The sequence below is a fragment of the Curtobacterium sp. Arg-1 genome (assembly GCF_025643395.1).
In the GTDB taxonomy this organism is placed as follows: domain Bacteria; phylum Actinomycetota; class Actinomycetes; order Actinomycetales; family Microbacteriaceae; genus Curtobacterium; species Curtobacterium poinsettiae.
Map to the genome: position 1 here is coordinate 2027671 of NZ_CP095731.1, position 24636 is coordinate 2052306.

Here is a 24636-nt window from a genome sequence, read left to right on the forward strand (position 1 = left end):
TGGCGATTGATTGAGTGGCGCGGATTGCGCCGCACAAGTCTAACCGCACCGGCCGAAGCCTCACAACCGGGCGGGTCGACGGCGCGTCACCCGACCAGGGCGGTGCGCAGGGTGTCGAGACCGATGCTGCCGAGCGAGAGCGCACGGTGGTGGAACACCTTCAGGTCGAAGTCGGCTCCCTCACGCGCGGCGACCTCGTCGCGGATGGACTCCCACACGCGCTGGCCGACCTTGTAGGACGGTGCCTGCCCCGGCCACCCGAAGTAGCGGGCCACCTCGAACCGGACGAACGCCGGGTCCATGTTGACGTTCTGCCCCATGAAGTCGAGCGCGTACTCCCACGTCCAACCGCCGCCGGCGGGGTTCGTCTTCTGCAGGTGCACGCCGATGTCGAGCACGACGCGGGCGGCACGCATCCGCTGGCCGTCGAGCATGCCGAGTCGGTCGCCGTCGTCGTCGAGGAACCCGAGCTGTTCCATCAGCCGCTCCGCGTAGAGCGCCCAGCCCTCGACGTGCCCCGAGGAGCCCGCCAGCTGCCGGCGCCAGGTGTTCAGCTCGCCGCGGTTGTAGACGCCCTGGCTGATCTGCAGGTGGTGACCCGGGACGCCCTCGTGGTAGACCGTCGTCTTCTCGCGCCAGGTGCCGAACTCGGTGACGCCCTCGGGCACGGACCACCACATGCGACCGGCACGGGAGAAGTCGTCGGACGGGCCGCTGTAGTAGATCCCGCCCTCTTGCGTGGGGGCGATCCGGCACTCCAGACGACGGATCGGGTCCGGGACGTCGAAGTCACTTCCCCGCCATCGCGGCGATCGACGCGTCGCTCGTCTCCTGCATCCACCGCTGCAGGGCGTCGGTCCCGTGCAGGATCCGTGACGGGTCGGTGTCGAGCACCTCGATCGCGCGGGCGACGCTCGCACCGGACTCGATGCGGTCGGCGATGCGCTCCTGTTCGTCCCGCATCCGGGCGAGTTCCTCGAGGCCCCACTCGTACGTCTCGTCGAGGTCGACGACCGCACCGAGGAACCGGCGGGAGTGCAGCTCGTAGGCCTCGCGACCGACGGCGTCGACCGGGGTGGCCAGCGGCAGCAGCTCGTGCTCCAGGAACTGTCCGAACGAGCGGTAGGCCGCCGCCGCGACCTCGGCACCGCGGCGCAGGTCGGCTCGGAGCGCCTCCGGCACGGGGACGTCGCCCTCGAACGCGGCGGAGTCGGCCAGCTGACGGAACATCCCGCCGTCGGCGCCGGTGCGCGCCGCCTGCTCGGCGATGAGCGCGACCTGGCGCTTCGCCGGGGTGACGTCTTCACGCGTGCCCTCGAGCAGTGTCTCGCGGATGCCCTCGAGCGCATCCGGCAGCGCCTGCAGCCGACTCGCGATGTCCTGCCAGTCCGACTCGGTCGCGGTCGGCATCAGGTCGATGATCTCGCGCACCGACTGTGCCGGGCTCGCGATGACGTTCAGGTCGCGGAGGTGCAGCTTGCGCTCGTAGGACTCGACGGTGAGGTCCAGCTCGGCACCCAGATCGGCCTTGGTCACCTGGTCCACGGAGTCGACGGCCGGAGCGGCGTCGAGTGCACGCTTGGCGCTGCGGGCGGCCTCGGCCAGCGCCGCGGCGCCAGCGGGCGAGGTGTCGCCGTACTCCCCCGTGCGCCCCGGCACCCCGATGTACGTGGCGGTCGTCGGGTCGAGGTCGACGAGTGTGGTGACCCAGTCCTCGGCGACACGGTCGACGGCGGACGGCTGGCGGACAGGACGGTCATCGGTCATGCCCTCGACCCTACCCAGGTGGACCACGGCGGACGGCCGCTGCGGATCGACGGACAGGAGGCGCGGTGCCAGCTGGCACCGCGCCTCCTGTCCGTCGCCCGTCACCACCAGGGCCGGCGGCCCCGCGTCAGTGCGCGGCGTCCTCCCAGTTGCGGCCGACGCCGACGGACACGTCGAGCGGCACCGTCAGCTCGGCGGCGTTGCCCATCCGGGTGCGCAGGATCTCCTCGACGCGCTCCTGCTCACCCGGAGCGACCTCGAGGATGAGCTCGTCGTGCACCTGGAGCAGCAGGTGGGACTCCAGCTCACCGTCGCGCAGGTCGTCGGCGACGCCGAGCATCGCGATCTTGATGATGTCGGCGGCGGAACCCTGGATCGGTGCGTTCAGCGCGGCCCGCTCGGCGTTCTCGCGCAGCACCCGGTTCGGGCTCTTCAGGTCGGGGAACGGACGACGGCGACCGAAGATCGTCTCGGTGTAGCCGTCCTCACGCGCCTGCTCGACGACGTTGCGCAGGTAGTCGCGCACGGCGCCGAAGCGGGAGAAGTACTCGGTCATGAGCGTGCGGGCCTCGGACTGCTCGATGCGCAGCTGCTTCGACAACCCGAACGCGCTCAGCCCGTACGCCAGGCCGTAGGACATGGCCTTGACCTTCGTGCGCATCTCGTTGGAGACCTCGGACGGGTCGACACCGAAGACCCGGGCGCCGACGAAGCGGTGCAGGTCCTCGCCCTCGTTGAAGGCCTGGATCAGCCCGGGGTCGCCGGAGAGGTGCGCCATGATCCGCATCTCGATCTGCGAGTAGTCGGCGGTGACGAGCGTCGTGTACGGCTCGGCGACCGCGAACGCCGAGCGGATCCGGCGACCGACGGCGGTCTTCACGGGGATGTTCTGCAGGTTCGGGTCGGTCGACGACACCCGGCCGGTGCTCGTGCCGGTCTGCTCGTACCGGGTGTGGATGCGCCCGTCGACCACGGCGGCGTCGAGGGTGTCGACGATCTGCCGGAGCTTCGTGGCGTCGCGGTGCTGCAGCAGGAGCCCGAGGAACGGGTGCGGGTGCTGTTCCTGCAGGTCGGCCAGGCTCGCGGCGTCGGTCGAGAACCCGGTCTTGGTCTTGCGGGTCTTCGGCATCGCGAGCTCGGTGAACAGGACTTCCTGCAGCTGCTTCGGCGACCCGAGGTTGACCTCGTGCCCGATCTCGGCGAACGCCTGCTGCGCCAGCTCGGCGGCGCGCTCCCCCAGCTCCTTCGACAGGCCCGTGAGCACCGGACGGTCCATGCCGACGCCGATGGTCTCCATGCCCGCGAGCACCGAGACGAGCGGCAGCTCGATGTCGTCGAGCACCTGCAGCGAGGACGCGTCGATCCGGGCACGCAGGGCCGTGGTGACGCGGAGCACGAACCAGGCGTGCACCCCGACGTTGACCGGGTCGGTCTCGGGGACGAGCTGGTTCGGGTCGGCCGTCGGCAGTTCTTCGCCGAGCTCCTGGTAGACGAGGTCGGACAGCGGCTGCCCCTGCTTGCCGGGCTGTGCGAGCCACCCCATGATCCGGGCGTCGCCGGCGACGCCGTTCACCACGAAGCCGGCGGTGCCGAGGGCCTTGATCGCGGCCTTGGCGTCGTGGAAGTGCTTCGGTGCGTCGGACGCGAACCAGGCCGAGAGCTGCTCGTAGTCCTGGGCACCGCTGCCACCCGGCACGAGCACGGCGTCGTCGTGGGTCGCGATGCCGATGGCGCTGAGGCGTCCGTCGATGACCTCGACCGCGACGCCGTAGCCGTTCGCCGCCTCGGTCGCGTTCCGGCGTTCGAGCCAGTAGCCGAGCTCTTCGTCGATCAGGGTCTTGACGGGCGGCGGGGTCGGCGCACCGTCGTCGACGGTGCCCTCGGCCGAGGGTTCTGCGGGCTCGCCCGACCCGGCGACCTTGAACACGCGGTCGAGCAGCGTGCGGAACTGCAGCTTGGCGAAGAGCTCGCGCACCGCGTTCTCGTCGACGGGACGGAGTGCGACGTCGGCCGGACCGACGGGCAGTTCGACGTCGGTGACCAGGCGGTTGAGCCGGCGGTTCCGCACGGCACGGTCCCGCTGCTCACGCAGGTTGTTGCCGACGACGCCCTTGATCTCGTCGGCGTGCTCGAGGACACCGTCGAGCGACCCGTACTGGGTGACCCACTTGACCGCGGTCTTCTCGCCGACCTTGTCGATGCCGATCAGGTTGTCGCTGGTCTCGCCGACGAGGGCCGCGATGTCCGGGTACTGGTGCGGCTCGATGCCGTACCGCTCGTAGACCTTGTCGCGGTCGTAGCGGGTGAGTTCGGAGACACCGCGGACCGACGGGTACAGCAGCGTCACGTCGTCGTTGACGAGCTGGATCGAGTCGCGGTCGCCCGAGACCACGTAGACCTTGTACCCCTGGTCGGAGCCCTGCTTGGAGAGGGTCGCGAGGATGTCGTCGGCCTCGTAGTCCTCTTTCGTGACGGTGGTGATGCCCATCGCCTCGAGCGCCTGCTGCAGCAGCGGGATCTGGCCCTTGAACTCGGCCGGTGTCTCGGAGCGGGTGCCCTTGTACTCGGCGTACTCACGCGTGCGGAACGAGAACCGGGAGATGTCGAACGCCACCGCCAGGTGGGTGGGCTTCTCGCGCTGCAGGAGCATCAGCAGCATCGAGATGAAGCCGTGGATCGCGTTGGTGTGCTGCCCCTCGCGGTTCACGAAGCTGTCGACCGGCAGCGCGTAGAAGGCCCGGAAGGCGAGCGAGTGGCCGTCGATGACCATGAGGGTAGGCTTTGCGGAGTCCGACACCCGGACAGCCTACCGACGCCCGCTGACACGGAAGGTCGACGCAGACCGTGACCGACGACACCACCTCGACCACGATCGACCCCCGCCTCGATGACCGCGGCACGGGCGAGCTGGCCGAGAAGATGGGCATGGTCATCACCGAGCTCTCGGCGGAGCGAGCGGTCGGTTCGATCCCCGTCGAGGGCAACCGCCAGCCGGTCGGCCTGCTGCACGGCGGTGCCTACGTCGTCCTCGCGGAGAGCCTCGGGTCGATGGCCGCGAACGTGCACGCCGGGCCCGGCCGCTACGCCGTCGGCATCGAGCTCAGCGCCTCGCACTCCCGGAGTGCCACGAGCGGCCTGGTCACGGGCACGTGCACCGCCATCCACCTGGGCGGCACGCTCACCACCCACGAGATCGTCCTGACCGACGACCAGGGTCGCCGCTGCTCCACCGTCCGGATCACGAACATGATCCGCGAGCGTCGCTGACCGACGGGCCGACCGGCCGCTCAGTCCTCGGGCGGCCGCTGCAGCAGCAGGCGGGCGTCGCCGAAGCCGAGCCGCCGGTAGAGCCGCTCGCCGTCCACGCTCGAGTGCACCGACGTCCGCTCCGCGCCGAGTTCGTCCGCGACCTCGAGCAGGGCCGTGACGAGCCGTCCGGCGACGCCGGAACCGCGCAGCTCCGGGTGCACGTAGACCGTCTGCAGCTCGGCGGCGAACCGGTCGCCGTCCACGTTCGGCGCCGGCGGCCGCGGGTGCACCGCCAACCACGCCATGCCGAGCACGACGCCGTCCCGCTCGGCGACGACGCACCGGTGCGACTCCCGGTGCCCGGCAGCGAACTCCGTCATCGCCCTGCGGTACTCCTCCGGCGTCTGCACCGGTGAGCGGCCGCCCTCGTCCACGCTCCACCGCCACCGCAGGTCGGCCACCGCCGGCATGTCGTCAGGCCGGGAGGCCCGGATCACCACGTCGTCCATGCCTCCAGCCTGCCAGGTGGTCGCGCCCCATGCCCCGCCCTCGGACGCAGGAACGCCGCCGACCCCAGGGGTCCGACGGCGTTCCGTGAGCGACGGTGCTGTGCTGCGGCGTCCGCTACTTCTTGGCGCTGAGCTGCTCGATGATCGCCTTCGCGACGTCGTGCATGGTCAGGCGGCGGTCCATCGACGCCTTCTGGATCCAGCGGAACGCCTCGGGCTCGGTGAGGCCCATCTTCTCGTTCAGCAGGCCCTTGGCACGGTCGACGAGCTTGCGGGTCTCGAAGCGCTCGACGAGGTCGGCGACCTCGGCTTCGAGGGTGATGATCTGCTGGTACCGCGAGAGGGCGATCTCGATCGCGGGGAGCAGGTCGTTCGGGGTGAAGGGCTTGACCACGTAGGCCAGTGCACCGGCCTCGGTGGCACGCTCGACGAGGTCCTTCTGGCTGAACGCGGTCAGCAGGACGACGGGAGCGATGTGGTTCTTGGACAGCTTCTCAGCTGCGGAGATGCCGTCGAGCTGGGGCATCTTGACGTCCATCACGACGAGGTCGGGACGCAGGTCGGTCGCGAGCTGGACGGCGGTCTCGCCGTCTCCGGCTTCACCGACGACGTCGAACCCGTTGTCGCGGAGGATCTCCACGATGTCGAGGCGGATGAGCGACTCGTCCTCGGCGACGACGACGCGACGGGGTGCTGGTGCTGTTGCTTCTGTGTCACTCACGGACGAAAGCCTACTAGACGACGGAACTGCCGCATCCCAGACCACGCAGATCGATCAGACGGATGGGCAGCTTGGTACGAGTGGCGGGACGCGGGTCCGAACTGCCCCGCACGCCGTGAGCAATTTCGTACGAGTGGCGGGACTTGAACCCGCACGCCGTGAGGCAGAGCATTTTGAGTGCCCCGTGTCTGCCGATTCCACCACACTCGCGAGGACTCCAGGCTAGCAGGACGCGCGCACCACCCCGGTCGCCGCCGGGAGCGACAACTCGAACACGGCGCCGCCCAGCGTGCCTTCCTCGCCGTACCGCAGCCCGCCGCCGTGCGCCTCGGCGATGCCCCGTGCGATGGGGAGCCCGAGCCCCGCTCCGCCCGAGCGGGCGTCCCGTGCGGCCTCGAGCCGGACCAACCGGTCGAACACCCGCTCACGGTGTTCCAGGGGGATCCCCGGCCCGTCGTCCTCGACCCGTACCACGGGGCCGGGTCCGCGGTCGTCGAGGCTGACGACGACCCGTCCCGTCGCACCGCCCGCACGTGCCGCGTTGTCGACGAGGTTGCCGAGGACCTGGGCGATCCGCTCGGCGTCGACGTCGGCCTCCACCGGGTGCTCGGGCACGACGACGTCGAGCTCGAGGGTGGGCAGCCGGAGCCGGAGCCGGTCTCCCTCGGCCGCCAGGAACGCCCCGAGCTCGACCACCTGCCGGTCGAGTTCGATCCCGCGGTCGAGCCGGGCCATCGTGAGCATGTCCTCGATGAGCCGAGCTGCCCGGTCGGCCTGCCGGACGACGTGCACGGCCAGCACCTCGCGGGTCCGGTCGTCACCGGCGCCACCCCGCACCAGGGTGTCGGCGGCCGCGCGGACCCCTGCGACGGGTGTCCGCAGTTCGTGCGCGGCGTCGGAGAGGAACGACCGGACGCGGGCCTCTGCGGCGACGGCTTCACGCTCGGCGCCCTCGACCGCGTCGAGCATCTCGTCCAGGGCGACGGCCACGCGACCGATCTCGGTGTCGCGGCGCGAGGGTCGGAGCCGCTGCCCACGGTCACCGCCGGCGATCGACCGCGCGGTCGTCGCCATCTGGTCGAGCGGTCGCAGGGACCGTCGGACGACCAGGACGACGCCGAGGACGGCGATGCCGAGGAACGCCGCCGAGGCACCGCCCATCACCCAGCCGAGCTGCACGAGCGTGTCCTGGACGTCGCGGGTGCCGGCGGTGAGGGTGATCCGGGTGCCGTCGTCGAGCCGGCTCACCAGGGTGAGGACACCGTCGTCCTCGCGAACCGACGACGACGTGATCGTGGCGCCGTCGTCGGCGGGCGCCGGCGTGGCCGGATCGGTGGGTGTCCGTCCGACGCCCCCGCTGCCCCGTGGGACCGTCACGGGGAGGGAACCGGGGTCGGGCGGACCGGCGCGGAGCTGGTCCGGGGTCGGTCCGGCCTCGACGGCGTCCCCGTCCGGCTGGACGATCCGGACCGAGAGTCCCTGCGCGGAGAGCCGGTCGGCCAGGTCCTCGGCGTCGACGGTGCCGACGAGCGCCGCGGCGGCCGACGCACGGTCGCGCAGGCGGTCCTCGGCCTGGGCGCGGAGCCGGACGCCGAGCAGCCCCTCGACCGCGATCGTCAGCCCGGCGAGCAGGACGGCGAGCAGGACCACGATGGCGACGACGGTTCGCAGCCGCAGCGAGGTGGTCCGCAGGCGCCCGGCCTCAGCCCTCACGCTGCGGTCCGCTCGTCGCTGAGCCGGTACCCGATGCCCCGGACGGTGTGCACGAGGCGTGGTCCGTGCGCCTCCATCTTCCGCCGGAGGGCGCTGAGGTGGACCTCGACGACGTTCGCCGCGACGTCGTCGTACCCCCACACCTGGGTGGTGATCTGTCCCTTGGACACCGTCCGGCCCCGGCTCTCGGCCAGGAAGCGCAGCAGGCGGAACTCCGTCGCGGTGAGGTCGAGCAGCACCCCGGCGCGGCGGGCGGTGGCGGCGTCCGGGTCGAGCACGAGGTCGCCCACCTCGACGACCGAGGGGATCCGGCCACGCCGTCGGAGCACCGCGGTCACGCGGGCGACCAGTTCGGCCATCGCGAACGGCTTCACCACGTAGTCGTCGGCCCCCTCGGCGAAACCGCGCAACCGCTCGTCGAGTTCGTCCCGCGCGGTCATCATGACGACGGCGGCGTCCGTGGCGGAACGCACCCGTCCGGCGAGCACGATGCCGCTCGGTCCGGGCAGCATCCAGTCGAGCAGGACGAGGTCGGGGGCGCTGCGTCGCAGGTCGTCGACGAGGTCCCGTCCGTCCACGGCCTCGGCGACGAGGAAGCCCTCGGCGCGGAGTGTGGTCGCGACCGCGGTGCGGATGGAGTCGTCGTCGTCGACGACCAGGATTCGGGCGGGAGCAGGCACGGCGGACACCGTACGGCGCTCCGACGGCCACCGAGCATGGAGGACGCTGGAGAACCCCTGTGCTTCAGGCATGCTTCAGATTCGGACTCGAGCGTCGTCTGCAGCGGCGGATCACCCGGATCCGCTCGGACAGACGAACGGTGACCACCATGCACGACGAACGAGACGACTCGACCACCACTCCCACCCGACGACGCGGGGCGCTCCTGCGACGGGTCGGCATCGGCACGGCCGCGGCCGCGGTCCTGGTGCTCGGCGGGTTCGGCATCGCCACGGCGAACGCAGCCACGACCTCCCCGGCGCAGGGCACCCCGACCGGCGCACCGACCGGTGCGACCGCGCCGGCCCCGGCCGACGGCGACACCGCGACGGTGCCCGCACCGCCCCAGGGCGGGCCCGCGACGGCGCCCGGCTGCACGGCGCTCCCGGACGCGGGTGCGCACGCGACCGTCCCCGCCCCGCCGAAGGGCGCCGACGGGAAGGCGCCGACCCCGCCGAAGGAGGGTGCGAAGCCCACGGCGCCGACCCCGCCGGAGGACGGCGCGACGGGGAAGGCCACGGCACCCGCCCCGGCAGCTCCCGACGGGACCACGACCCCTGCGCCGGCCTCCGGTTCCTGATCACCGAGCCGGGGAGCGCGCGCCGTCAGCGATCCCGATCGCGCGGGGCGCGCCTCCCGGCCTGGTCGTCCCGAGCGTCCCCGGAACCCTCGAGCGCCTCGATCGCCGCCACGAGACCGGCCCGTCGCGGCGATCGCCGCGGCAGCACCGCGAGCAGCGCGCGGAGGACGAACGCATCCGTCGCGCCGTCCGGCGTGCGTGCCCACGCGAGCAGGGCGTCGACGCCGCCGTCGGCGACGACGGACTCACGGAACCGCAGCCGCACCAGGTCACGGACCGCGTCGACGCCGGGTGCGGCGGAGCCCGGCAGGACCGGTCCGGCGTACCGGTCGACGGCCTGGAGGCGCGCCCCGCGTTCGAGCGCGGACAGCACGCCGTCGACGTCGGTCCGGACCCCGGTCACCCGGTACGGCCGCGACGTCACCGTCACGCCCGGCGCGTGCTGCGCGAGGACCCGGCGGAGCCGCACCACCTCGGCGCGCAGGGTGACGACCGCGCCCGGGTCGCCGTAGACGGCGGCGGCGAGGTCGGTCGCCGCGAGGCCGCCGGGGTGCGCGGCGAGCACGACGAGCAGTTCCGAGTGCCGGGCGGACAGCTCGACCCGGCGGTCGGAGACACGGAGCACGGCGGTGTCGGTCCCGAGCACGGTCAGCTCGGCCGACGGCGCGCGGGGTGTCCGCGCGCGTGGGCGGGCCGCGGCGAGGGCGAGCTGGGCCTCGGCGGCGGCGACCGTGGCGGCGAGCAGCGACAGGGTGTGCCGCTCGACGGCGCGGTCGTCGCCCGTCAGGTCGAGCACCCCGACGGTGGCACCGCTCACGTCGTGCACCGGGACGGCCGTGCACGAGAACGGCTTGACGGCGTTCGCGTAGTGCTCGTCGGAGCGGATCTGCACCGGACGGTCCAGGCGCAGTGCCGTGCCGGGCGCGCTGGTGCCGACGCGGTCCTCCGACCAGTCGGCCCCGGGGACGAAGCCCATGTCCTCGGCGGCGCGACGCGTGGAGCGGGCGCCGTCGACCCAGACGAGACGGCCCGCGGCGTCCGCGACGGCGACGACGCACCCGGCCGAGCGGGAGTCGTCGAGCAGCAGCCGGCGGACCACCGGCAGCAGGGTGGCGAAGGGGCCGTCGTGCCGGACGGCGTCGAGTTCGTCGTCGCCGAGGGCGAGGACCGGGGCGGCGTCGGGGTCGACCCGGGCGGACCGTTGCCACGATGCGGCGACGAGCGGGCGGAGCCGACCGGGTGCGCGCATGCGTCCTCCGATCGACCCCGCCCGCCGCTCCGTCGCGACGCGTGCGGTCAGCCTACGTCCGGGCCACCCGCGGGACCAGGCCGAGATCGGCGAGCTCGGCGTCGTCGAACATCCGCGACCGGGTGAGGAACCGCTTGCCCTCCGGGACCTCGACCGAGAACCCGCCTCCCCGACCGTCGACCACGTCGATCGTCAGGTGCGTGTACTTCCAGTACTCGAACTGCGACACCGACATGTACACCTCGACCGGGTCCAGCCCGTCGACCTGCAACGCACCGAGCAGGACGTCCCCCGGACCGGTCCGGAACATGCCGACGGGGTAGCACATCGGACTCGAGCCGTCGCAGCAGCCGCCGGACTGGTGGAACATCAGCGGGCCGTGCCGGGCGGTGAGGGTGCGGAGGAGCTCCCCCGCCGCCGGCGTCACCGCGACGCGTGCGGTGTCGGGCATCAGAAGAAGCCCATCGGTCCGTCTGCGTAGGAGACGAGCAGGTTCTTCGTCTGCTGGTAGTGGTCGAGCATCATCTTGTGGTTCTCGCGCCCGATGCCGGACTGCTTGTAGCCGCCGAAGGCCGCACCCGCCGGGTACTGGTGGTACGTGTTCGACCACACGCGCCCGGCCTGGATGTCCCGTCCGGCGCGGTACAGGGTCGTGACGTCCCGGCTCCACACCCCGGCGCCGAGCCCGTACAGGGTGTCGTTGGCCGTGGCGATCGCGTCGTCGTAGCCGCTGAAGGACGTCAGCGCGAGCACGGGCCCGAAGATCTCCTCCTGGAAGATCCGCATCGAGTTGTCGCCCTCGAACACCGTCGGCGTGACGTAGTAGCCACCGGAGAGTTCGCCGCCCAGGTCGGCGCGCTCGCCACCGGTCAGGAGCTTCGCGCCCTCCTGCTTGCCGATGTCGATGTAGCTCAGGATCTTCTCGAGCTGGTCGTTGGACGCCTGGGCGCCGATCATCGTCGACAGGTCGAGCGGATGGCCCTGCTTGACGGCACGGACGCGCTCCAGGCCGTCCGCGACGAACCCGTCGTAGATCTCCTTCGCCACGAGTGCCCGGGACGGACACGTGCAGACCTCGCCCTGGTTGAGGTTGAAGAACGTGAAGCCCTCGAGCGCCTTGTCGTAGAAGGAGTCCTTGTCGGCCGCCACGTCGGGGAAGAACACGTTCGGGCTCTTGCCGCCGAGCTCGAGCGTCACCGGGATGAGGCTCTGCGAGGCGTACTGCATGATCAGCCGACCGGTGGTGGTTTCTCCCGTGAAGGCGATCTTGCGGATGTCCGGGTGCTGGGCGAGCGGTGCGCCGACCTCGATGCCGAAGCCGTTGACGACGTTGAGCACGCCCGCGGGCAGCAGGTCGCGGATGAGCTCGACGAGCACGTGGATGGACGCCGGGGTCTGCTCGGCGGGCTTCAGGACGACGCAGTTGCCGGCGGCGAGGGCCGGTGCGAGCTTCCACACCGCCATCAGGATCGGGAAGTTCCAGGGGATGATCTGCCCCACGACGCCGAGCGGTTCGTGGAAGTGGTACGCCACGGTGTCGTGGTCGATCTCGCCGGCGGATCCCTCCTGCGCCCGGATGGCCCCGGCGAAGTACCGGAAGTGGTCGATCGCGAGCGGGATGTCCGCGCCGAGGGTCTCGCGGATGGGCTTGCCGTTCTCCCACGTCTCCGCGACGGCGAGCATCTCGAGGTGCTCCTCCATGCGGTCGGCGATCTTGTTCAGGACGACGGCCCGTTCGGCTGCGCTCGTGCGGCCCCACGACGGGAACGCCTTCCAGCCCGCGGCGACGGCACGGTCGACGTCGGTGGCGTCACCGCGGGCGACCTCGGTGAACACCTTGCCGGTGACGGGGGTGGGGTTCTCGAAGTACTGCCCGCTCGACGACGGGACGTACTCGCCGCCGATGAAGTGGTCGTACCGGGACCGGTACTCGACCAGGGAGCCGGGTTCGCCTGGTGCGGCGTAACTGGTGGGCGAAGGTGCGATGGTCATGGTGGTGCCCTTTCGACGACGCTGTCGGGGCGCACGGGTCGTGTGCCTGCTCCGGACGGTACGGCCGCGGGGGTTGCAGGTGGTTGCACGAGGCCACGGCGCGACGGGTAGCGTGCTGGACACCAGCGCTGGCGATCAGGGAGGAGCGCTCGTGGATTCTCGTGCCGTCAGGACGTTCCGGGTGTTCGTCGTCGTCACCGCCGTCGTCGCCATCGCACTGGGCATCGTGGCCATCGTCTGGCCCCGCCCGTCGCTCGTGCTCGTGGCACTGCTGTTCGGTGTGTACCTCGTCGTGGCCGGTGCGCTGCGGGTCTTCGCCGCGGTGCGGGGGCACGGCACCCGCCCGGCGTGGCGGTGGACGTCCGGCATCGTCGGTGGCCTGGTCGCGGTCGCGGGGCTCGTGACCCTGCTCGACCCGGCGATCCCGCTCGTCGTCTACGCGGTGCTCGCCGGTGTCGGGTTCGTGATCGAGGGGATCGTGTCGATCGTCGGTGGGTTCGTCGGGCACCCGGGATCGTCGCGCGTGCCGACGCTCGTGAGCGGGGTGCTGTCGATCCTCGGCGGCGTGGCCGTGCTCGTCGCCCCGGTGCTCGCGCTCGCGGTCTTCATGGTGTTCGCCGGCATCGCGCTCATCGTCGTCGGCGCCGCTGCGCTGCTGCTGCTCCCCCCGCGCGCCGCCGTCCGACGCTGACCGCCGTCGCGGCGGCGGCGGCCGAAGGCGCCCTCGAGCAGCGCGCGTTGGTGCGAGTTCATGAACGGACGCTCTACCACCACGGCGAACAGCACGCAGAGCGCGACGGCGACGGGGGCGACACCGAACAGCATCAGCGCGAACTGCACCGGGGTCGGCAGACCGAGCGGCAGGAGGAGCAGGTTCCCGAGCGCGAGCAAGGGGCTGTGCACCAGGTACACGCTGTACGACACCAGGCCGAACTGGACCAGGCGCCGGCCGCCGAGCACCCCACGCGCGCGGTGCGTCCCGGCGCGCCCCGTCCGCTGCCCCTCGGCGAGGACCATCAGGAGCAGGGTCGATCCGACGCCGACCACGACACCCACCGTGACCTCGGACACGGCGCCGGGCGCCACGACGACCAGGCCGTACGCCGCGACCAGCACCACGGTGGCGACGACCAGCGTCGAGCGCTGGTGACGCAGGAGCGCCCGCGCGAGGCGGGGACGTCGGCGGCGCAGCTCATCCTCGGGGCCGACGACCAGGGACGCGCCGTACATGCCCAGGGCGAAGATGCCCAGGAAGTGGGGCGCCGACCACGCGCCGACCCCGGTCCGGACGGAGACCGCGGCCAACACGAACAGCAGTGCGACGAGGACGAGCGGCGGCACGCGTCGCCAGACGACCAGGAGCACCGGCATCAGGAGCATGAGCTGCATCTCGATCGGCAGGCTCCACAGCGTCCCGTTGATGGTCGTGATCCAGTCCGGCGAGAAGTTGTGCACCAGGAAGACGTGCGCCACGATGCTCTGCAAAGTCACGGGGAGCTTGTCGTCCCAGAGCGTGCCGTGCGGGACCCCCATCACCGGCACGAACGCGATGAGTGCGAGCGAGACCAGCAGCGCGGCGAGGTAGGGCGGCACGAGCCGTCGGATGCGCCGCTGCGCGAACACCACGTAGCTGCTGCCGAGGGCGAGGTCCCGCCGTCCAGCCACCGCGATCATGAGCGTGAACCCGGAGATCGCGACGAAGGCGGGGACCCGTACGTCGCCGGCGTCGAGCAGGCGCCAGACGACGGGCATCGATTCCTCGAGCGCTCCGGCCACCCCGGTGAACCGAGCGGTGTGCGCCAGGACGACGAGGATCGCGAGGATCCCCCGGAGTCCGTCCACGTGGGCGAGGTCGAGCCGGGGAAGACGATCGGATGCCATCTCAACAGCATCTCACATCTCGTATATGAATACCAAGGTCATGCGGAGCCGGTCCCGAACAGCAACCCGAGCACGTAGGTGACGACCGCCGCGCCGAAGCCGATCGCGAGCTGCCGGAACGCGCGCTTGGTGGGCGAGGCGCCGCTCAGCACGCCGACGACCGCGCCGGTGCCGAGCAGGGCGATGCCCACCAGCCCGCCGGCCACCGCGATCGCCGGCCACCCCTGCATCCCGAACAGGAACGGGAGCACCGGGATGATCGCGCCCGAGGCGAAGAAGCAGAAGCTCGACACCGCGGCGCTCAGCCCGGTACCGACCGCCTCGTGGTCGTCCGCGACCGCGGTCGAACCGGTCGCCGGCCGCCGCTCGCCGATGCCGGACAGCACCTGCGCGGCGTGCTCGGTCGCCTCGGCCTCGGACATCCCGCGCGCGCGGTAGACCAGCGCGAGCTCGTTCGCATCGACGTCGAGGTCCGACACCGCCTTGCCGGCCTCGGGGTGCGGCGCGGACGCCTCGAGCAGTTCGCGCTGCGACCGGACGGAGACGTACTCCCCCGCCCCCATCGACAACGCGCCGGCGAGCAGGCCGGCGATGCCGCTCAGCAGCACGAAGTGCCGGTCGGCCCCGGAGGCACTGATGCCGATGATGAGCGCCAGGTTGGACACCAGGCCGTCGTTCGCGCCGAACACCGCCGCCCGGAACGTGCCGGACAGCCGCATCCGGCCGCGGTTCGCGAGCCCGCGCACGACCTCGCCGTGGATCCGCTCGTCGGCGGCCATCCGCGCCGTCGCGTCCGAGTCGTCGGCGTACGGCGAGCGGTCCTCGGCGCGCTGCATGAGCGCGAGGACGAAGACCGACCCGAACCGCTTGGCCAGCACGGCGAGCACCCGGGTGCGCAGGCTCCCCCGCTGGGGCCGTCCGACGTCGTCGCCGAGCAGGTCGAGCCAGTGGTCGGCGTGCCGCCCCTCGGCCTCGGCCAGCGCGGCCAGGATCTCGCGCTCCTCGCCGGAACGGCGCGCGGCGAGGTTGCGGTACACAGCCGCCTCGGCACGTTCGTCGGCCAGGTAACGACGCCAGCGGCGGACGTCGGCGCGCGGCGCCGGGGTGTCGGATCGGAGGCTCACAGCGACCATCCTGCCGCCTGCGGCCGACGTCCGGTCACCACCAGGGCCGTGGAGACGCGGCAGGGCGCGGACCGGAAGCGGTCGGTGCTGCGCGCACCGTGCCTCCCGTCCGCGCCCTGGTGGCGACGGATCCGTCGGATCAGTCCCGGACGTACGCCGGGGCGGCCTCGGCGTGGGCGTCGCCCACCCGGTGCACGCGGAGGTCGTTCGTCGAGCCCTCGATGCCGGGAGGGGACCCGGCCGTCACGATGACGCGGTCGCCGGGGGCGGCCAGGCCGTTCTCGAGGAGGACGTCGTCCACCTGCGAGAAGAGCTCGTCGGTGTGGGTCTTGCGCTCCACCAGGAACGAACGGACGCCCCAGGTGAGTGCCATCCGGCGGCGCGTGGCCTCGTTCGGGGTGAAGGCGATGATCGGCAGGCCGTGGCGCAGGCGCGACATGCGTCGGGCCGAGTCGCCGGACTCGGTGAAGACGCAGAGGTAGGACGCCTCGGTGAACTCGGCGATCTCGACGGCGGCGAGGGTGATCGCACCGCCGAGGGTGCGCGGCTTGGTGCCGAGCGGCGCGATGCGCTCGAGGCCGTGGTCCTCGGTGGACTCCACGATGCGGGCCATGGTGCGGACGGTCTGCACCGGGTACTCACCGACGCTCGTCTCACCGGACAGCATGACCGCGTCGGCACCGTCGAGCACGGCGTTCGCGACGTCGGAGGTCTCGGCGCGCGTGGGGATCGGCGACGAGATCATCGACTCGAGCATCTGCGTCGCGACGATGACCGGCTTCGCCATGCGGCGGGACAGCTCGACGGCGCGCTTCTGCACGATCGGGACGGCCTCGAGGGGGAGCTCGACGCCGAGGTCACCGCGGGCGACCATGATGCTGTCGAAGGCGTCGATGATCTCCTCGAGCGCGTCGACGGCCTGGGGCTTCTCGACCTTGGCGATGACCGGCAGGCGCTTGCCCTCTTCGTCCATGATCTCGTGCGCACGCACGACGTCGCTCGCGTTGCGGACGAACGACAGCGCGATGAGGTCGGCACCCTGGCGGATCGCCCAGCGGAGGTCGGCCTCGTCCTTCTCGCTCAGCGCGGGGACGTTGACGGCGACACCGGGCAGGTTGATGCCCTTGTTGTTGGACACCGTGCCGGGGACGACGACCTCGGTGCGGACCCGGACGCCGTCGGTGTCGAGGACACGCAGGCGGACGCGGCCGTCGTCGATGAGCAGCGGGTCGCCGGGCTTGACGTCCTGCGGCAGGCCCTTGAACGTCGTGCCGCAGATCTCCTTCGAGCCGGGGACGTCCTCGGTCGTGATGGTGAAGATGTCACCGACCGCCAGGTCGTGCGGGCCGTCGGCGAAGCGGGCCAGACGGATCTTCGGACCCTGCAGGTCGACGAGGATCGCGACGGGCTTGCCGAGCTCTTCGGCGGCACGACGGACGTTGACGTAGTTGGCCTCGTGGACGCTGTAGTCACCGTGGCTGAGGTTGAGGCGGGCGACGTCGACGCCCGCTTCGATGATCTCCTTGACGGTCTCGTAGTCCGACGTTGCCGGTCCGAGCGTCGAAACGATCTTTGCGCGTCTCAATGGATTCCTTCGTGGTGGTGGATGGAGCTTGGGTTTCCGCGCTGTGGGGCCGCGCGGAACGAAGCGAGGCCACCAGCACCATACCGAGTGCTGGTGGCCTCACGCTCACGGGAGCGTGAGCATCTGGTGGAGACGGTCCGTCTTCTGGCGGCGATCCGTCGTCCGGTGGCGGTCCGACATCTGGTGGCCGTCCGACATCTGGTGGCGGTCCGACATCTCGTGATCGTCCGGCATCAGACGGAGATCGCCCGGTCGGTCGCCTTGACCGGAGCCGGCAGGATGGTGGAGCCCTCGAGGTACTCGTCCACCTGTGCGGCCGCGGCACGGCCCTCGGCGATCGCCCACACGATGAGCGACTGCCCCCGACCCGCGTCGCCCGCGACGAACACGCCGGCCTCGTTGGTCGCGTAGTCGGCACGGCGGTCGAGCGACCCGGAGCCCGTGGTCGGCAGGCCGAGCTGCGGCTCGATCGTGTCCGACTCGGGGCCCGTGAAGCCCATCGCGATGAGGACGAGGTCCGCCGGGATCTCCCGCTCGGTGCCCGCCTTCGGCACCCGTCGGCCGTCGAGGTACTCGGTCTCGGCGACCCGGAGCGCACGGACCTCACCCGCGTCGTTCGACAGGAACTCGACGGTGGAGGCGAGGAAGTGCCGCTCGCCGCCCTCTTCGTGGGCACTCGTGATCTCGAACACGGTCGGGAACATCGGCCACGGCTGGTCGGACGGACGCTCGAGCGGCGGCTGCTTGCCGATCGCCAGGTTCGTCACGCTCAGCGCGCCCTGACGGTGTGCGGTGCCGATGCAGTCCGCACCGGTGTCGCCGCCGCCGATGACGACGACGTGCTTGCCCTCGGCCGTGATCTGGTTGTCGACCGTCGTGCCCGCGTTCGCCTTGTTCTGCTGGACCAGGTAGTCCATCGCGAAGTGCACGCCCTCGAGGTCGCGCCCCGGGATCGGCAGGTCACGGGGCACGGTGGCACCGGTGGCGACCACGACCGCGTCGTAGCGGGACTTCAGGTCGTCCCAGGTGATGTCCTTGCCGATCTCGACACCGGCACGGAACCGGGTGCCCTCGGCCTGCATCTGGGCGAGGCGCGCGTCGATCTGGCGCTTCTCCATCTTGAAGTCCGGGATGCCGTAGCGGAGCAGTCCGCCGATGCGGTCGTCCCGATCGTAGACGGCGACCGTGTGCCCGGCACGCGTGAGCTGCTGCGCGGCGGCGAGCCCGGCGGGGCCGGAGCCCACCACGGCGACGGTCTTGCCGGTCAGGCGCTCCGGCGGGTGCGGCGTGACCCACCCGTTCTGGAACGCCTGGTCGATGATCGAGACCTCGACCTGCTTGATGGTCACCGGCGGCTGGTTGATGCCGAGCACGCAGGACGACTCGCACGGGGCCGGGCAGAGCCGCCCCGTGAACTCCGGGAAGTTGTTCGTCTCGTGCAGGCGTTCGATCGCCTGACGGCCCTCACCGCGCCAGGTCAGGTCGTTCCACTCCGGGATGAGGTTGCCGAGCGGGCAGCCCTGGTGGCAGAACGGCACGCCGCAGTCCATGCACCGGCCGGCCTGGCGCTTCAGGACACCGGACTCCTGCTGCTCGTAGACCTCTTTCCAGTCCATGAGCCGCACGGGCACGGGGCGCCGGGGCGGGAGTTCGCGTTCCTGGACCTTCAGGAATCCCTTGGGGTCAGCCACCGGTCACCTCCAGGGTTGTGATGGGCTCTGTCGATTCCGGACGTGCGTGACGCTCAGCCACCGGTCACCTCCATGATCCGATTCCAAACGATGTCACCGTCGGGGTCGAGCCCCTCGTCGACGGCCTGTCTGCGCGTCTCGAGCACCGCCGCGTAGTCGCGCGGCAGCACCTTGACGAAGTCGCTCAGGTCCCCGGACGCCAGCAGGTCGGACGCGAGCGTCGACCCCGTCTCGTCGGCGTGCCGGGTGAGCAGGTCGGTGACGATCTCGACGTCGGCACTGTCGAGCGCCTCGAGCCGGAGCTCGCCGGTCGCCAGGGCGTCGGTGTTCACGTGCTCCCGGCGCAGGCCCCGGACGTACGCCGTGCCACCCGACATACCGGCACCGAGGTTCCGGCCGGTCTCGCCGATGATGAGCGCGAGTCCACCCGTCATGTACTCGAGCGCGTGGTCGCCCACACCCTCGACGACCGCCGTGGCACCGGAGTTGCGCACCAGGAACCGCTCGCCCACGATGCCGCGGATGAACATGCTGCCCTGGGTGGCGCCGTACCCGATGACGTTGCCGGCGATGACGTTCTCGGCCGGGTCGAAGCCCGAACCGGCGTCGGGTCGGACGACGATCTGGCCGCCGGACAGGCCCTTGCCGACGTAGTCGTTGCTGTCGCCGATCAGGCGCAGCGTGATGCCCGCCGGCAGGAACGCGCCGAGCGACTGCCCGGCCGAACCGCGCAGCGTGACGTCGATCGAACCGTTGGGCAGCCCGTGTTCCCCGTGTCGCAGGGTCACCTGGTGGCCGAGCATGGTGCCGACGGCGCGCTCGGTGTTCCGGATGGGCAGGTCGAGCGCGATCGACCCGCCGTGGTCGAGCACGTCAGCGGTCTGCTGGATGAGCTGCACGTCGAAGTGCTGGTCCAGCTCGTGGTCCTGCTCGCGGTGGTGGCGGCGCGGCTCCGCGTCGTCGAAGTGCGGTCCCTTGAGCACCGGCGCGAGGTCGAGGCCCGACGCCTTCCAGTGCTCCACGGCGCGGTCCACGTCGAGCGCGTCGGTCTGCCCGATCGCCTCGTCGAGGCTGCGGAAGCCGAGCTCCGCGAGGAGCTCGCGGACCTCTTGTGCGATGAACTCGAAGAAGTTGACGACGAACTCCGGCTTGCCGGAGAAGCGCTTGCGGAGCTCGGGATTCTGCGTGGCGACGCCCACAGGGCAGGTGTCCAGGTGGCAGACGCGCATCAGGATGCACCCCTCGACCACGAGCGGAGCGGTCGCGAAGCCGTACTCCTCTGCTCCGAGCAACGCGGCCACGACGACGTCGCGCCCCGTCTTCATCTGCCCGTCCACCTGCACGACGACCCGGTCGCGCATGCCGTTCAGCATGAGCGTCTGCTGGGTCTCGGCCAGGCCGATCTCCCACGGAGTGCCGGCGTGCTTGAGCGAGTTCAGCGGGCTGGCGCCGGTGCCACCGTCGTGGCCGGACACGAGCACGACGTCGGCCAGGGCCTTCGTCACACCGGCCGCGACGGCACCGATGCCGGACTGGCTGACGAGCTTCACGTGGACGCGGGCGGCCGGGTTGGCCCGCTTCACGTCGAAGATCAGCTGCTTGAGGTCCTCGATGGAGTAGATGTCGTGGTGCGGCGGCGGCGAGATCAGGCCGACGCCCGCGGTGGCGTGCCGGGTGCGGGCCACCCACGGGTAGACCTTGGCCGGGGGCAGCTGACCACCCTCGCCGGGCTTCGCACCCTGCGCCATCTTGAGCTGGATGTCGGTGGCGTGCGTCAGGTACATGCTCGTCACGCCGAAGCGTCCGGAGGCGACCTGCTTGATGGCGCTGCGGCGCTCGGGGTCGAGCAAGCGGTCGACGTCCTCACCGCCCTCGCCCGTGTTCGAGCGGCCGCCGAGACGGTTCATCGCGATGGCGAGGGTCTCGTGGGCTTCCTTCGAGATGGACCCGTAGGACATCGCGCCCGTGTTGAAGCGCTTGACGATCGACTCGATCGACTCGACCTCGTCGAGCGCGATGGGCTTGCGCGCACCCTGCTTGAAGCGGAACAGCCCGCGGAGCGTCATCAGCTGCTCGGACTGGTCGTCCACGGCGCTCGAGTACTCGCGGAAGATGTCGTACCGGCGGGCACGGGTCGCGTGCTGCAGGCGGAACACCGTGTCCGGGTTGAACAGGTGCGGCGGACCCTGACGGCGCCACTGGTACTCGCCCCCGATCTGCAGCCGCTCGTGCGACAGCACCGCGCCGTCCTGCGGGTACGCCTGGGCGTGCCGCTCGGCGTTCTCCTTGGCGATGACGTCGATGTCGACGCCGCCCAGGATCGACGAGGTGCCCGTGAAGTACTTGTCGACGAACTCCTGGCTGAGCCCGACGGCCTCGAAGGCCTGCGCACCGGCGTAGCTGGACACCGTGGAGATGCCCATCTTCGACATGATCTTCAGCACGCCCTTGCCGAGCGCCTTGATGACGTTCTTGACCGCCTGCTCGGGGGTGATGCCGGGGATCATGCCCGCGCGGACCAGGTTCTCGCAGGTCTCCATCGCCAGGTACGGGTTGATCGCCGACGCGCCGTACCCGATCAGGGTCGCCACGTGGTGGACCTCGCGCACATCGCCGGCCTCGACGATGAGCCCGACCTTCATGCGCTGCTCGGTGCGGATCAGGTGGTGGTGCACCGCCGCGAGGAGCAGCAGGCTCGGCACCGGCGCCTGCTCGGCGTTGCCGTCGCGGTCGGACAGCACGATGAACTGCTTGCCGGACTCGATCGCGGCGTCGACCTCGTCGCACACGGCGGCGATGCGCTTCTGCATCGCCTTCTTGCCGGCGTCGACGCGGTACAGCCCCTTGATCGTGACGGTCAGGTGGCGACCCGACTCGGTCTCGAAGTGCTGGACCTTGGCGAGCTGGTCGTTGTCGATCACGGGGAAGTCGAGCGTGATCTGCTTCGCGTGCTCCGGACCGGCGGAGAGCAGGTTGCGCTCCGGACCGAGACCCATCCCCATCGAGGTGATGACCTGCTCGCGGATCGAGTCGAGCGGCGGGTTGGTCACCTGGGCGAACTGCTGCGTGAAGTAGTCGAAGAGCAGTCGCGGACGCTCCGACAGCACCGCGATCGGGGTGTCCGACCCCATCGCACCGAGCGGTTCGGCACCCGCCGCGGCCATCGGACGGAGCAGGATGCGGACTTCTTCTTCGGTGTAGCCGAACGCCCGCTGACGGCGGGTGACCGAGGCCGGGGTGTGCACGATGTGCTCGCGCTCCGGCAGGTCGTTCAGGTTGATGCGGCCGGCTTCGAGCCAGTCGGCCCACGGACCCGAGGCGGCGAGCTCGCGCTTGACCTCGTCGTCCTCGATGATGCGGCCGGCCTCGGTGTCCACCAGGAACATCCGGCCCGGGCGCAGGCGGCCCTTGCGCACGACCTTGGCGGCCGGCACGTCGATGACCCCGGTCTCGGAGCCCATCACGATGAGCCCGTCGTCGGTGACGAGGAACCGGCCGGGGCGCAGGCCGTTGCGGTCGAGGGTGGCGCCGACGAGCGACCCGTCGGTGAAGGTGATCGCGGCGGGGCCGTCCCACGGCTCCATGAGCATCGAGTGGTACTCGTAGAACGCCCGGAGGTCCGGGTCCATCCCGACCTGGTTCTCCCACGCCTCTGGAACCATCATCGACACGGCGTGCGGCAGCGTCCGACCGGTCAGGGTCAGCAGCTCGAGGACCTCGTCGAACGAGGCCGAGTCACTCGCCCCCGGGCTGACGATGGGGAGCAGCGGGGCCATGTCGCCCAGCAGTTCGCTCTCGAGCTGCGACTGGCGCGCCCGCATCCAGTTGCGGTTGCCGCGCACCGTGTTGATCTCACCGTTGTGGGCGATGGTCCGGAACGGCTGGGCGAGCGGCCACGACGGGAACGTGTTGGTGGAGTAGCGCGAGTGCACGATCGCGAGCTTCGACGTGAAGCGCTCGTCGCTCAGGTCCGGGTAGAACGGCTCGAGCTGGAGCGTCGTGACCATGCCCTTGTAGACCATGGTGCGGCTCGACAGCGACATGAAGTACAGGTCGTTGTCGTGCTCGGCGCGCTTCCGGAGCCGGAACGCCTGCCGGTCGAGGGCGATGCCGCTCCACGATGCCCCGTGCACGTCGTGCCGGATCGAGGCGACGAACAGCTGCTCGAACGCCGGCATCGCGGCGCGGGCGAGCGTGCCGAGGACCTCCGGACGCACCGGGACCTCGCGCCACCCCAGGACCTTCAGGCCCTCTTCGCGGGCGAGTCGTTCGACGGCGCCCTTCACCGCGTGCCGGGCGTCGTCGTCCAGCGGCAGGTAGGCGGTCCCGACGGCGTACTCCCCCGCTGCCGGCAGCTCGAACGGTACGACGTCCCGCAGGAACTCGTCCGGCACCTGGCACAGGATGCCGGCGCCGTCACCGGTGCCCGCGTCGGATCCCACGGCACCGCGGTGCTCGAGGTTCCGGAGCGCACCGAGCGCCGCGTCGACGATGTCGTGCCCCGGCGTGCCGCGCAGGGTCGCGACCATCGCCAGTCCGCAGGCGTCCTTCTCGTTCGCCGGGTCGTACATGCCCGTGGCGTCCGGGATCGCGGAGAAGCGTCGGTGCGGCGGCACGAGGCTCGTCGGTGCCGAGGGCTGGGTTGGCTGGAGCGCCATGGGGAACCGTCCTCACGAGGAAGTGGAACAGGGACAGCGGTGGCCCGGTGGTGCGTTCCGCCCGAGCGGGCGGGACTGGTGCCCGTGCCCGCCGTCAGTGGTCGTTGCCCTGGCGGCCGGCGAGGTTGCTGGGCCCCGCTTGTGGCGGAGACCGTCTGGTTCAGCGGGTGGTCGTGACCGGTTCGTCACTCGTGACGCCGTCTGCTGCGTCGTCGTCGTGCTCCGAGAAGGTGTCTACGGAGTCTACATCGGAGGTCGGACGAGGCCCGCGACCCGGCAGGTAGGGGCTCGGCTCCTTGCCGGTGTGCCGTCGGCTCTGCACCACGAAGATCAGGATGCCGATGACGACCGCGGCGAGGGCCATCCACACGTTCGTGCGGACGCCGAAGAAGGTCTCGCTCGTGTCGACGCGGATGGACTCGAGCACCGAGCGGCCCGCGCCGTACCAGATCAGGTACAGGCCGAGGACCTTGCCCCACTGCAGCGTGAACTTGCGTGCCAGGAACAGGATGACGACCACGCCGAGGACGTTCCAGATGATCTCGTACAGGAACGTCGGGTGGAACAGCGTGCCCTCGGGCAGGCCCTTCGGGAACGCGGCGTTGCTGGAGTCGATCTCGAGCCCCCAGGGCAGGCTCGTCGGCATGCCGAAGAGCTCCTGGTTGAAGTAGTTGCCCAGGCGTCCGAAGGCCTGTGCGAGCAGGACGCCCGGCACGACGGCGTCGATGAACGACGTGAACCGGAGACCGACCTGGCGGCACCCGATCCAGGCACCGACCGACCCGAGGATCAGCGCGCCGAAGATGGCCAGCCCGCCCTCCCAGATGTACAGGAACGACAGCGGGTCGATGCCGGGGCCGAAGTAGTCGGACACATGGGTGAACACGTGGAAGAGCCGTCCGCCGATGATGCCGGCGGGCACGGCCCAGATGGCGATGTCGATGATGATCCATCGCTCGACGCCCCGGGCGTTGAGCCGACGGTTTGCGAGGACGACCGCGGCGACGATCCCGACCAGGATGCAGATCGCGTACGCGTGGATGCGGAAGTCGAGGGGCAGCGACCAGCCGAACGCGTCGCGGAGCCAGGCGGTCAGGTCGAAGTACTGCCAGGCGGTGCTCGGGCTCGGGATGCTCAGGAGGGGCATGGAGGTGCTGTCGCCTTTCGGAACTGACGGGGCGCGGTCGACGTGGCGTC

The 24636-nt window shown here is 71.0% G+C and carries 16 protein-coding genes, 1 tRNA gene and 2 pseudogenes; 3 read left to right on the top strand and 16 right to left on the bottom strand.

Annotated features, from left to right (window positions below; translation table 11 throughout):
- Positions 1 to 86: 86 nt before the first annotated feature.
- Positions 87 to 1767, bottom strand: a pseudogene (locus tag MXD64_RS09735) (DUF885 domain-containing protein).
- Between the two features lie 127 nt (positions 1768 to 1894).
- The gene (gene polA / locus MXD64_RS09740; RefSeq protein ID WP_250891603.1) at positions 1895 to 4537 is read right to left on the bottom strand and encodes a DNA polymerase I; all 2643 of its coding nucleotides are present in this window, start codon (positions 4535 to 4537) and stop codon (positions 1895 to 1897) included.
- Positions 4538 to 4611: 74 nt separating this feature from the next.
- Here polA and MXD64_RS09745 point away from each other — a divergent pair, with 74 nt between their 5' ends.
- Entirely contained in the window at positions 4612 to 5034 is a 423-nt protein-coding gene (locus MXD64_RS09745; RefSeq protein WP_017887242.1) for a PaaI family thioesterase, read from the top strand.
- Between the two features lie 20 nt (positions 5035 to 5054).
- On the opposite strand, the gene MXD64_RS09750 is transcribed toward MXD64_RS09745, so the two are convergent.
- From MXD64_RS09750 to MXD64_RS09770, 5 genes are all read right to left on the bottom strand, one after another.
- The gene (locus MXD64_RS09750; RefSeq protein WP_263136359.1) at positions 5055 to 5525 is read right to left on the bottom strand and encodes a GNAT family N-acetyltransferase; all 471 of its coding nucleotides are present in this window, start codon (positions 5523 to 5525) and stop codon (positions 5055 to 5057) included.
- A gap of 115 nt (positions 5526 to 5640) precedes the next feature.
- Positions 5641 to 6246 carry an ANTAR domain-containing response regulator gene (locus tag MXD64_RS09755; RefSeq protein WP_017887240.1) on the bottom strand — a complete coding sequence of 202 codons (606 nt, stop codon included), beginning with the start codon at positions 6244 to 6246 and terminating at the stop codon, positions 5641 to 5643.
- A gap of 128 nt (positions 6247 to 6374) precedes the next feature.
- Positions 6375 to 6456, bottom strand: a tRNA-Leu gene (locus MXD64_RS09760).
- Positions 6457 to 6468: 12 nt separating this feature from the next.
- Positions 6469 to 7959: a sensor histidine kinase gene (locus MXD64_RS09765; protein ID WP_140448083.1), complete on the bottom strand. Its 1491-nt coding sequence runs from the start codon at positions 7957 to 7959 to the stop codon at positions 6469 to 6471.
- Complete coding sequence (locus tag MXD64_RS09770) at positions 7956 to 8639, bottom strand: response regulator (protein WP_259495636.1); 684 nt, start codon at positions 8637 to 8639, stop codon at positions 7956 to 7958. Before MXD64_RS09770 ends, MXD64_RS09765 begins: the two co-directional genes overlap by 4 nt.
- Before the next feature lie 149 nt (positions 8640 to 8788).
- On the opposite strand from MXD64_RS09770, the gene MXD64_RS09775 reads away from it, so the two are divergent.
- Complete coding sequence (locus tag MXD64_RS09775) at positions 8789 to 9259, top strand: hypothetical protein (RefSeq protein WP_263136360.1); 471 nt, start codon at positions 8789 to 8791, stop codon at positions 9257 to 9259.
- A gap of 25 nt (positions 9260 to 9284) precedes the next feature.
- Here the strand turns inward: MXD64_RS09775 and MXD64_RS09780 are convergent, their stop codons facing one another.
- Genes MXD64_RS09780 through exaC form a run of 3 tightly spaced genes read right to left on the bottom strand, consistent with a single transcriptional unit; the run spans position 9285 to position 12500 of the window.
- Entirely contained in the window at positions 9285 to 10508 is a 1224-nt protein-coding gene (locus MXD64_RS09780) for a helix-turn-helix domain-containing protein (RefSeq protein ID WP_071251688.1), read from the bottom strand.
- Positions 10509 to 10560: 52 nt separating this feature from the next.
- Positions 10561 to 10959 carry a DUF779 domain-containing protein gene (locus tag MXD64_RS09785; protein ID WP_042540264.1) on the bottom strand — a complete coding sequence of 133 codons (399 nt, stop codon included), beginning with the start codon at positions 10957 to 10959 and terminating at the stop codon, positions 10561 to 10563.
- Positions 10959 to 12500: an acetaldehyde dehydrogenase ExaC gene (gene exaC / locus MXD64_RS09790; protein WP_263136361.1), complete on the bottom strand. Its 1542-nt coding sequence runs from the start codon at positions 12498 to 12500 to the stop codon at positions 10959 to 10961. Before exaC ends, MXD64_RS09785 begins: the two co-directional genes overlap by 1 nt.
- Positions 12501 to 12651: 151 nt before the next feature.
- Here exaC and MXD64_RS09795 point away from each other — a divergent pair, with 151 nt between their 5' ends.
- On the top strand, positions 12652 to 13191 hold the full coding sequence (locus MXD64_RS09795) for an HdeD family acid-resistance protein (protein WP_263136362.1): 540 nt from the start codon (positions 12652 to 12654) through the stop codon (positions 13189 to 13191).
- A 98-nt stretch (positions 13192 to 13289) separates the two neighbouring features.
- Here MXD64_RS09795 and MXD64_RS09800 read toward each other — a convergent pair.
- From MXD64_RS09800 to lgt, 6 genes and pseudogenes are all read right to left on the bottom strand, one after another.
- A pseudogene (locus tag MXD64_RS09800) lies at positions 13290 to 14381 on the bottom strand (acyltransferase family protein); the annotation flags it as partial.
- A 38-nt stretch (positions 14382 to 14419) separates the two neighbouring features.
- The gene (locus MXD64_RS09805; RefSeq protein ID WP_214585017.1) at positions 14420 to 15514 is read right to left on the bottom strand and encodes a VIT1/CCC1 transporter family protein; all 1095 of its coding nucleotides are present in this window, start codon (positions 15512 to 15514) and stop codon (positions 14420 to 14422) included.
- A gap of 130 nt (positions 15515 to 15644) precedes the next feature.
- Positions 15645 to 17090 carry a pyruvate kinase gene (gene pyk, locus MXD64_RS09810; protein ID WP_017887208.1) on the bottom strand — a complete coding sequence of 482 codons (1446 nt, stop codon included), beginning with the start codon at positions 17088 to 17090 and terminating at the stop codon, positions 15645 to 15647.
- A 233-nt stretch (positions 17091 to 17323) separates the two neighbouring features.
- Positions 17324 to 18781: a glutamate synthase subunit beta gene (locus tag MXD64_RS09815; protein WP_263136363.1), complete on the bottom strand. Its 1458-nt coding sequence runs from the start codon at positions 18779 to 18781 to the stop codon at positions 17324 to 17326.
- Positions 18782 to 18834: 53 nt separating this feature from the next.
- Positions 18835 to 23439: a glutamate synthase large subunit gene (gene gltB, locus MXD64_RS09820; protein WP_396127154.1), complete on the bottom strand. Its 4605-nt coding sequence runs from the start codon at positions 23437 to 23439 to the stop codon at positions 18835 to 18837.
- A gap of 160 nt (positions 23440 to 23599) precedes the next feature.
- Positions 23600 to 24586 carry a prolipoprotein diacylglyceryl transferase gene (gene lgt, locus MXD64_RS09825; RefSeq protein WP_175470759.1) on the bottom strand — a complete coding sequence of 329 codons (987 nt, stop codon included), beginning with the start codon at positions 24584 to 24586 and terminating at the stop codon, positions 23600 to 23602.
- Positions 24587 to 24636: the final 50 nt, after the last annotated feature.

Bases quoted from the DNA above. Each gene is read 5' to 3' on its own strand.
- polA (WP_250891603.1), bottom strand. From the start codon at position 4,537: ATGGTCATCGACGGCCACTCGCTCGCCTTCCGGGCCTTCTACGCGCTG.
- MXD64_RS09750 (WP_263136359.1), bottom strand. From the start codon at position 5,525: ATGGACGACGTGGTGATCCGGGCCTCCCGGCCTGACGACATGCCGGCG.
- MXD64_RS09775 (WP_263136360.1), top strand. From the start codon at position 8,789: ATGCACGACGAACGAGACGACTCGACCACCACTCCCACCCGACGACGC.
- MXD64_RS09780 (WP_071251688.1), bottom strand. From the start codon at position 10,508: ATGCGCGCACCCGGTCGGCTCCGCCCGCTCGTCGCCGCATCGTGGCAA.
- MXD64_RS09785 (WP_042540264.1), bottom strand. From the start codon at position 10,959: ATGCCCGACACCGCACGCGTCGCGGTGACGCCGGCGGCGGGGGAGCTC.
- exaC (WP_263136361.1), bottom strand. From the start codon at position 12,500: ATGACCATCGCACCTTCGCCCACCAGTTACGCCGCACCAGGCGAACCC.
- MXD64_RS09805 (WP_214585017.1), bottom strand. From the start codon at position 15,514: ATGGTCGCTGTGAGCCTCCGATCCGACACCCCGGCGCCGCGCGCCGAC.
- gltB (WP_396127154.1), bottom strand. From the start codon at position 23,439: ATGGCGCTCCAGCCAACCCAGCCCTCGGCACCGACGAGCCTCGTGCCG.
- lgt (WP_175470759.1), bottom strand. From the start codon at position 24,586: ATGCCCCTCCTGAGCATCCCGAGCCCGAGCACCGCCTGGCAGTACTTC.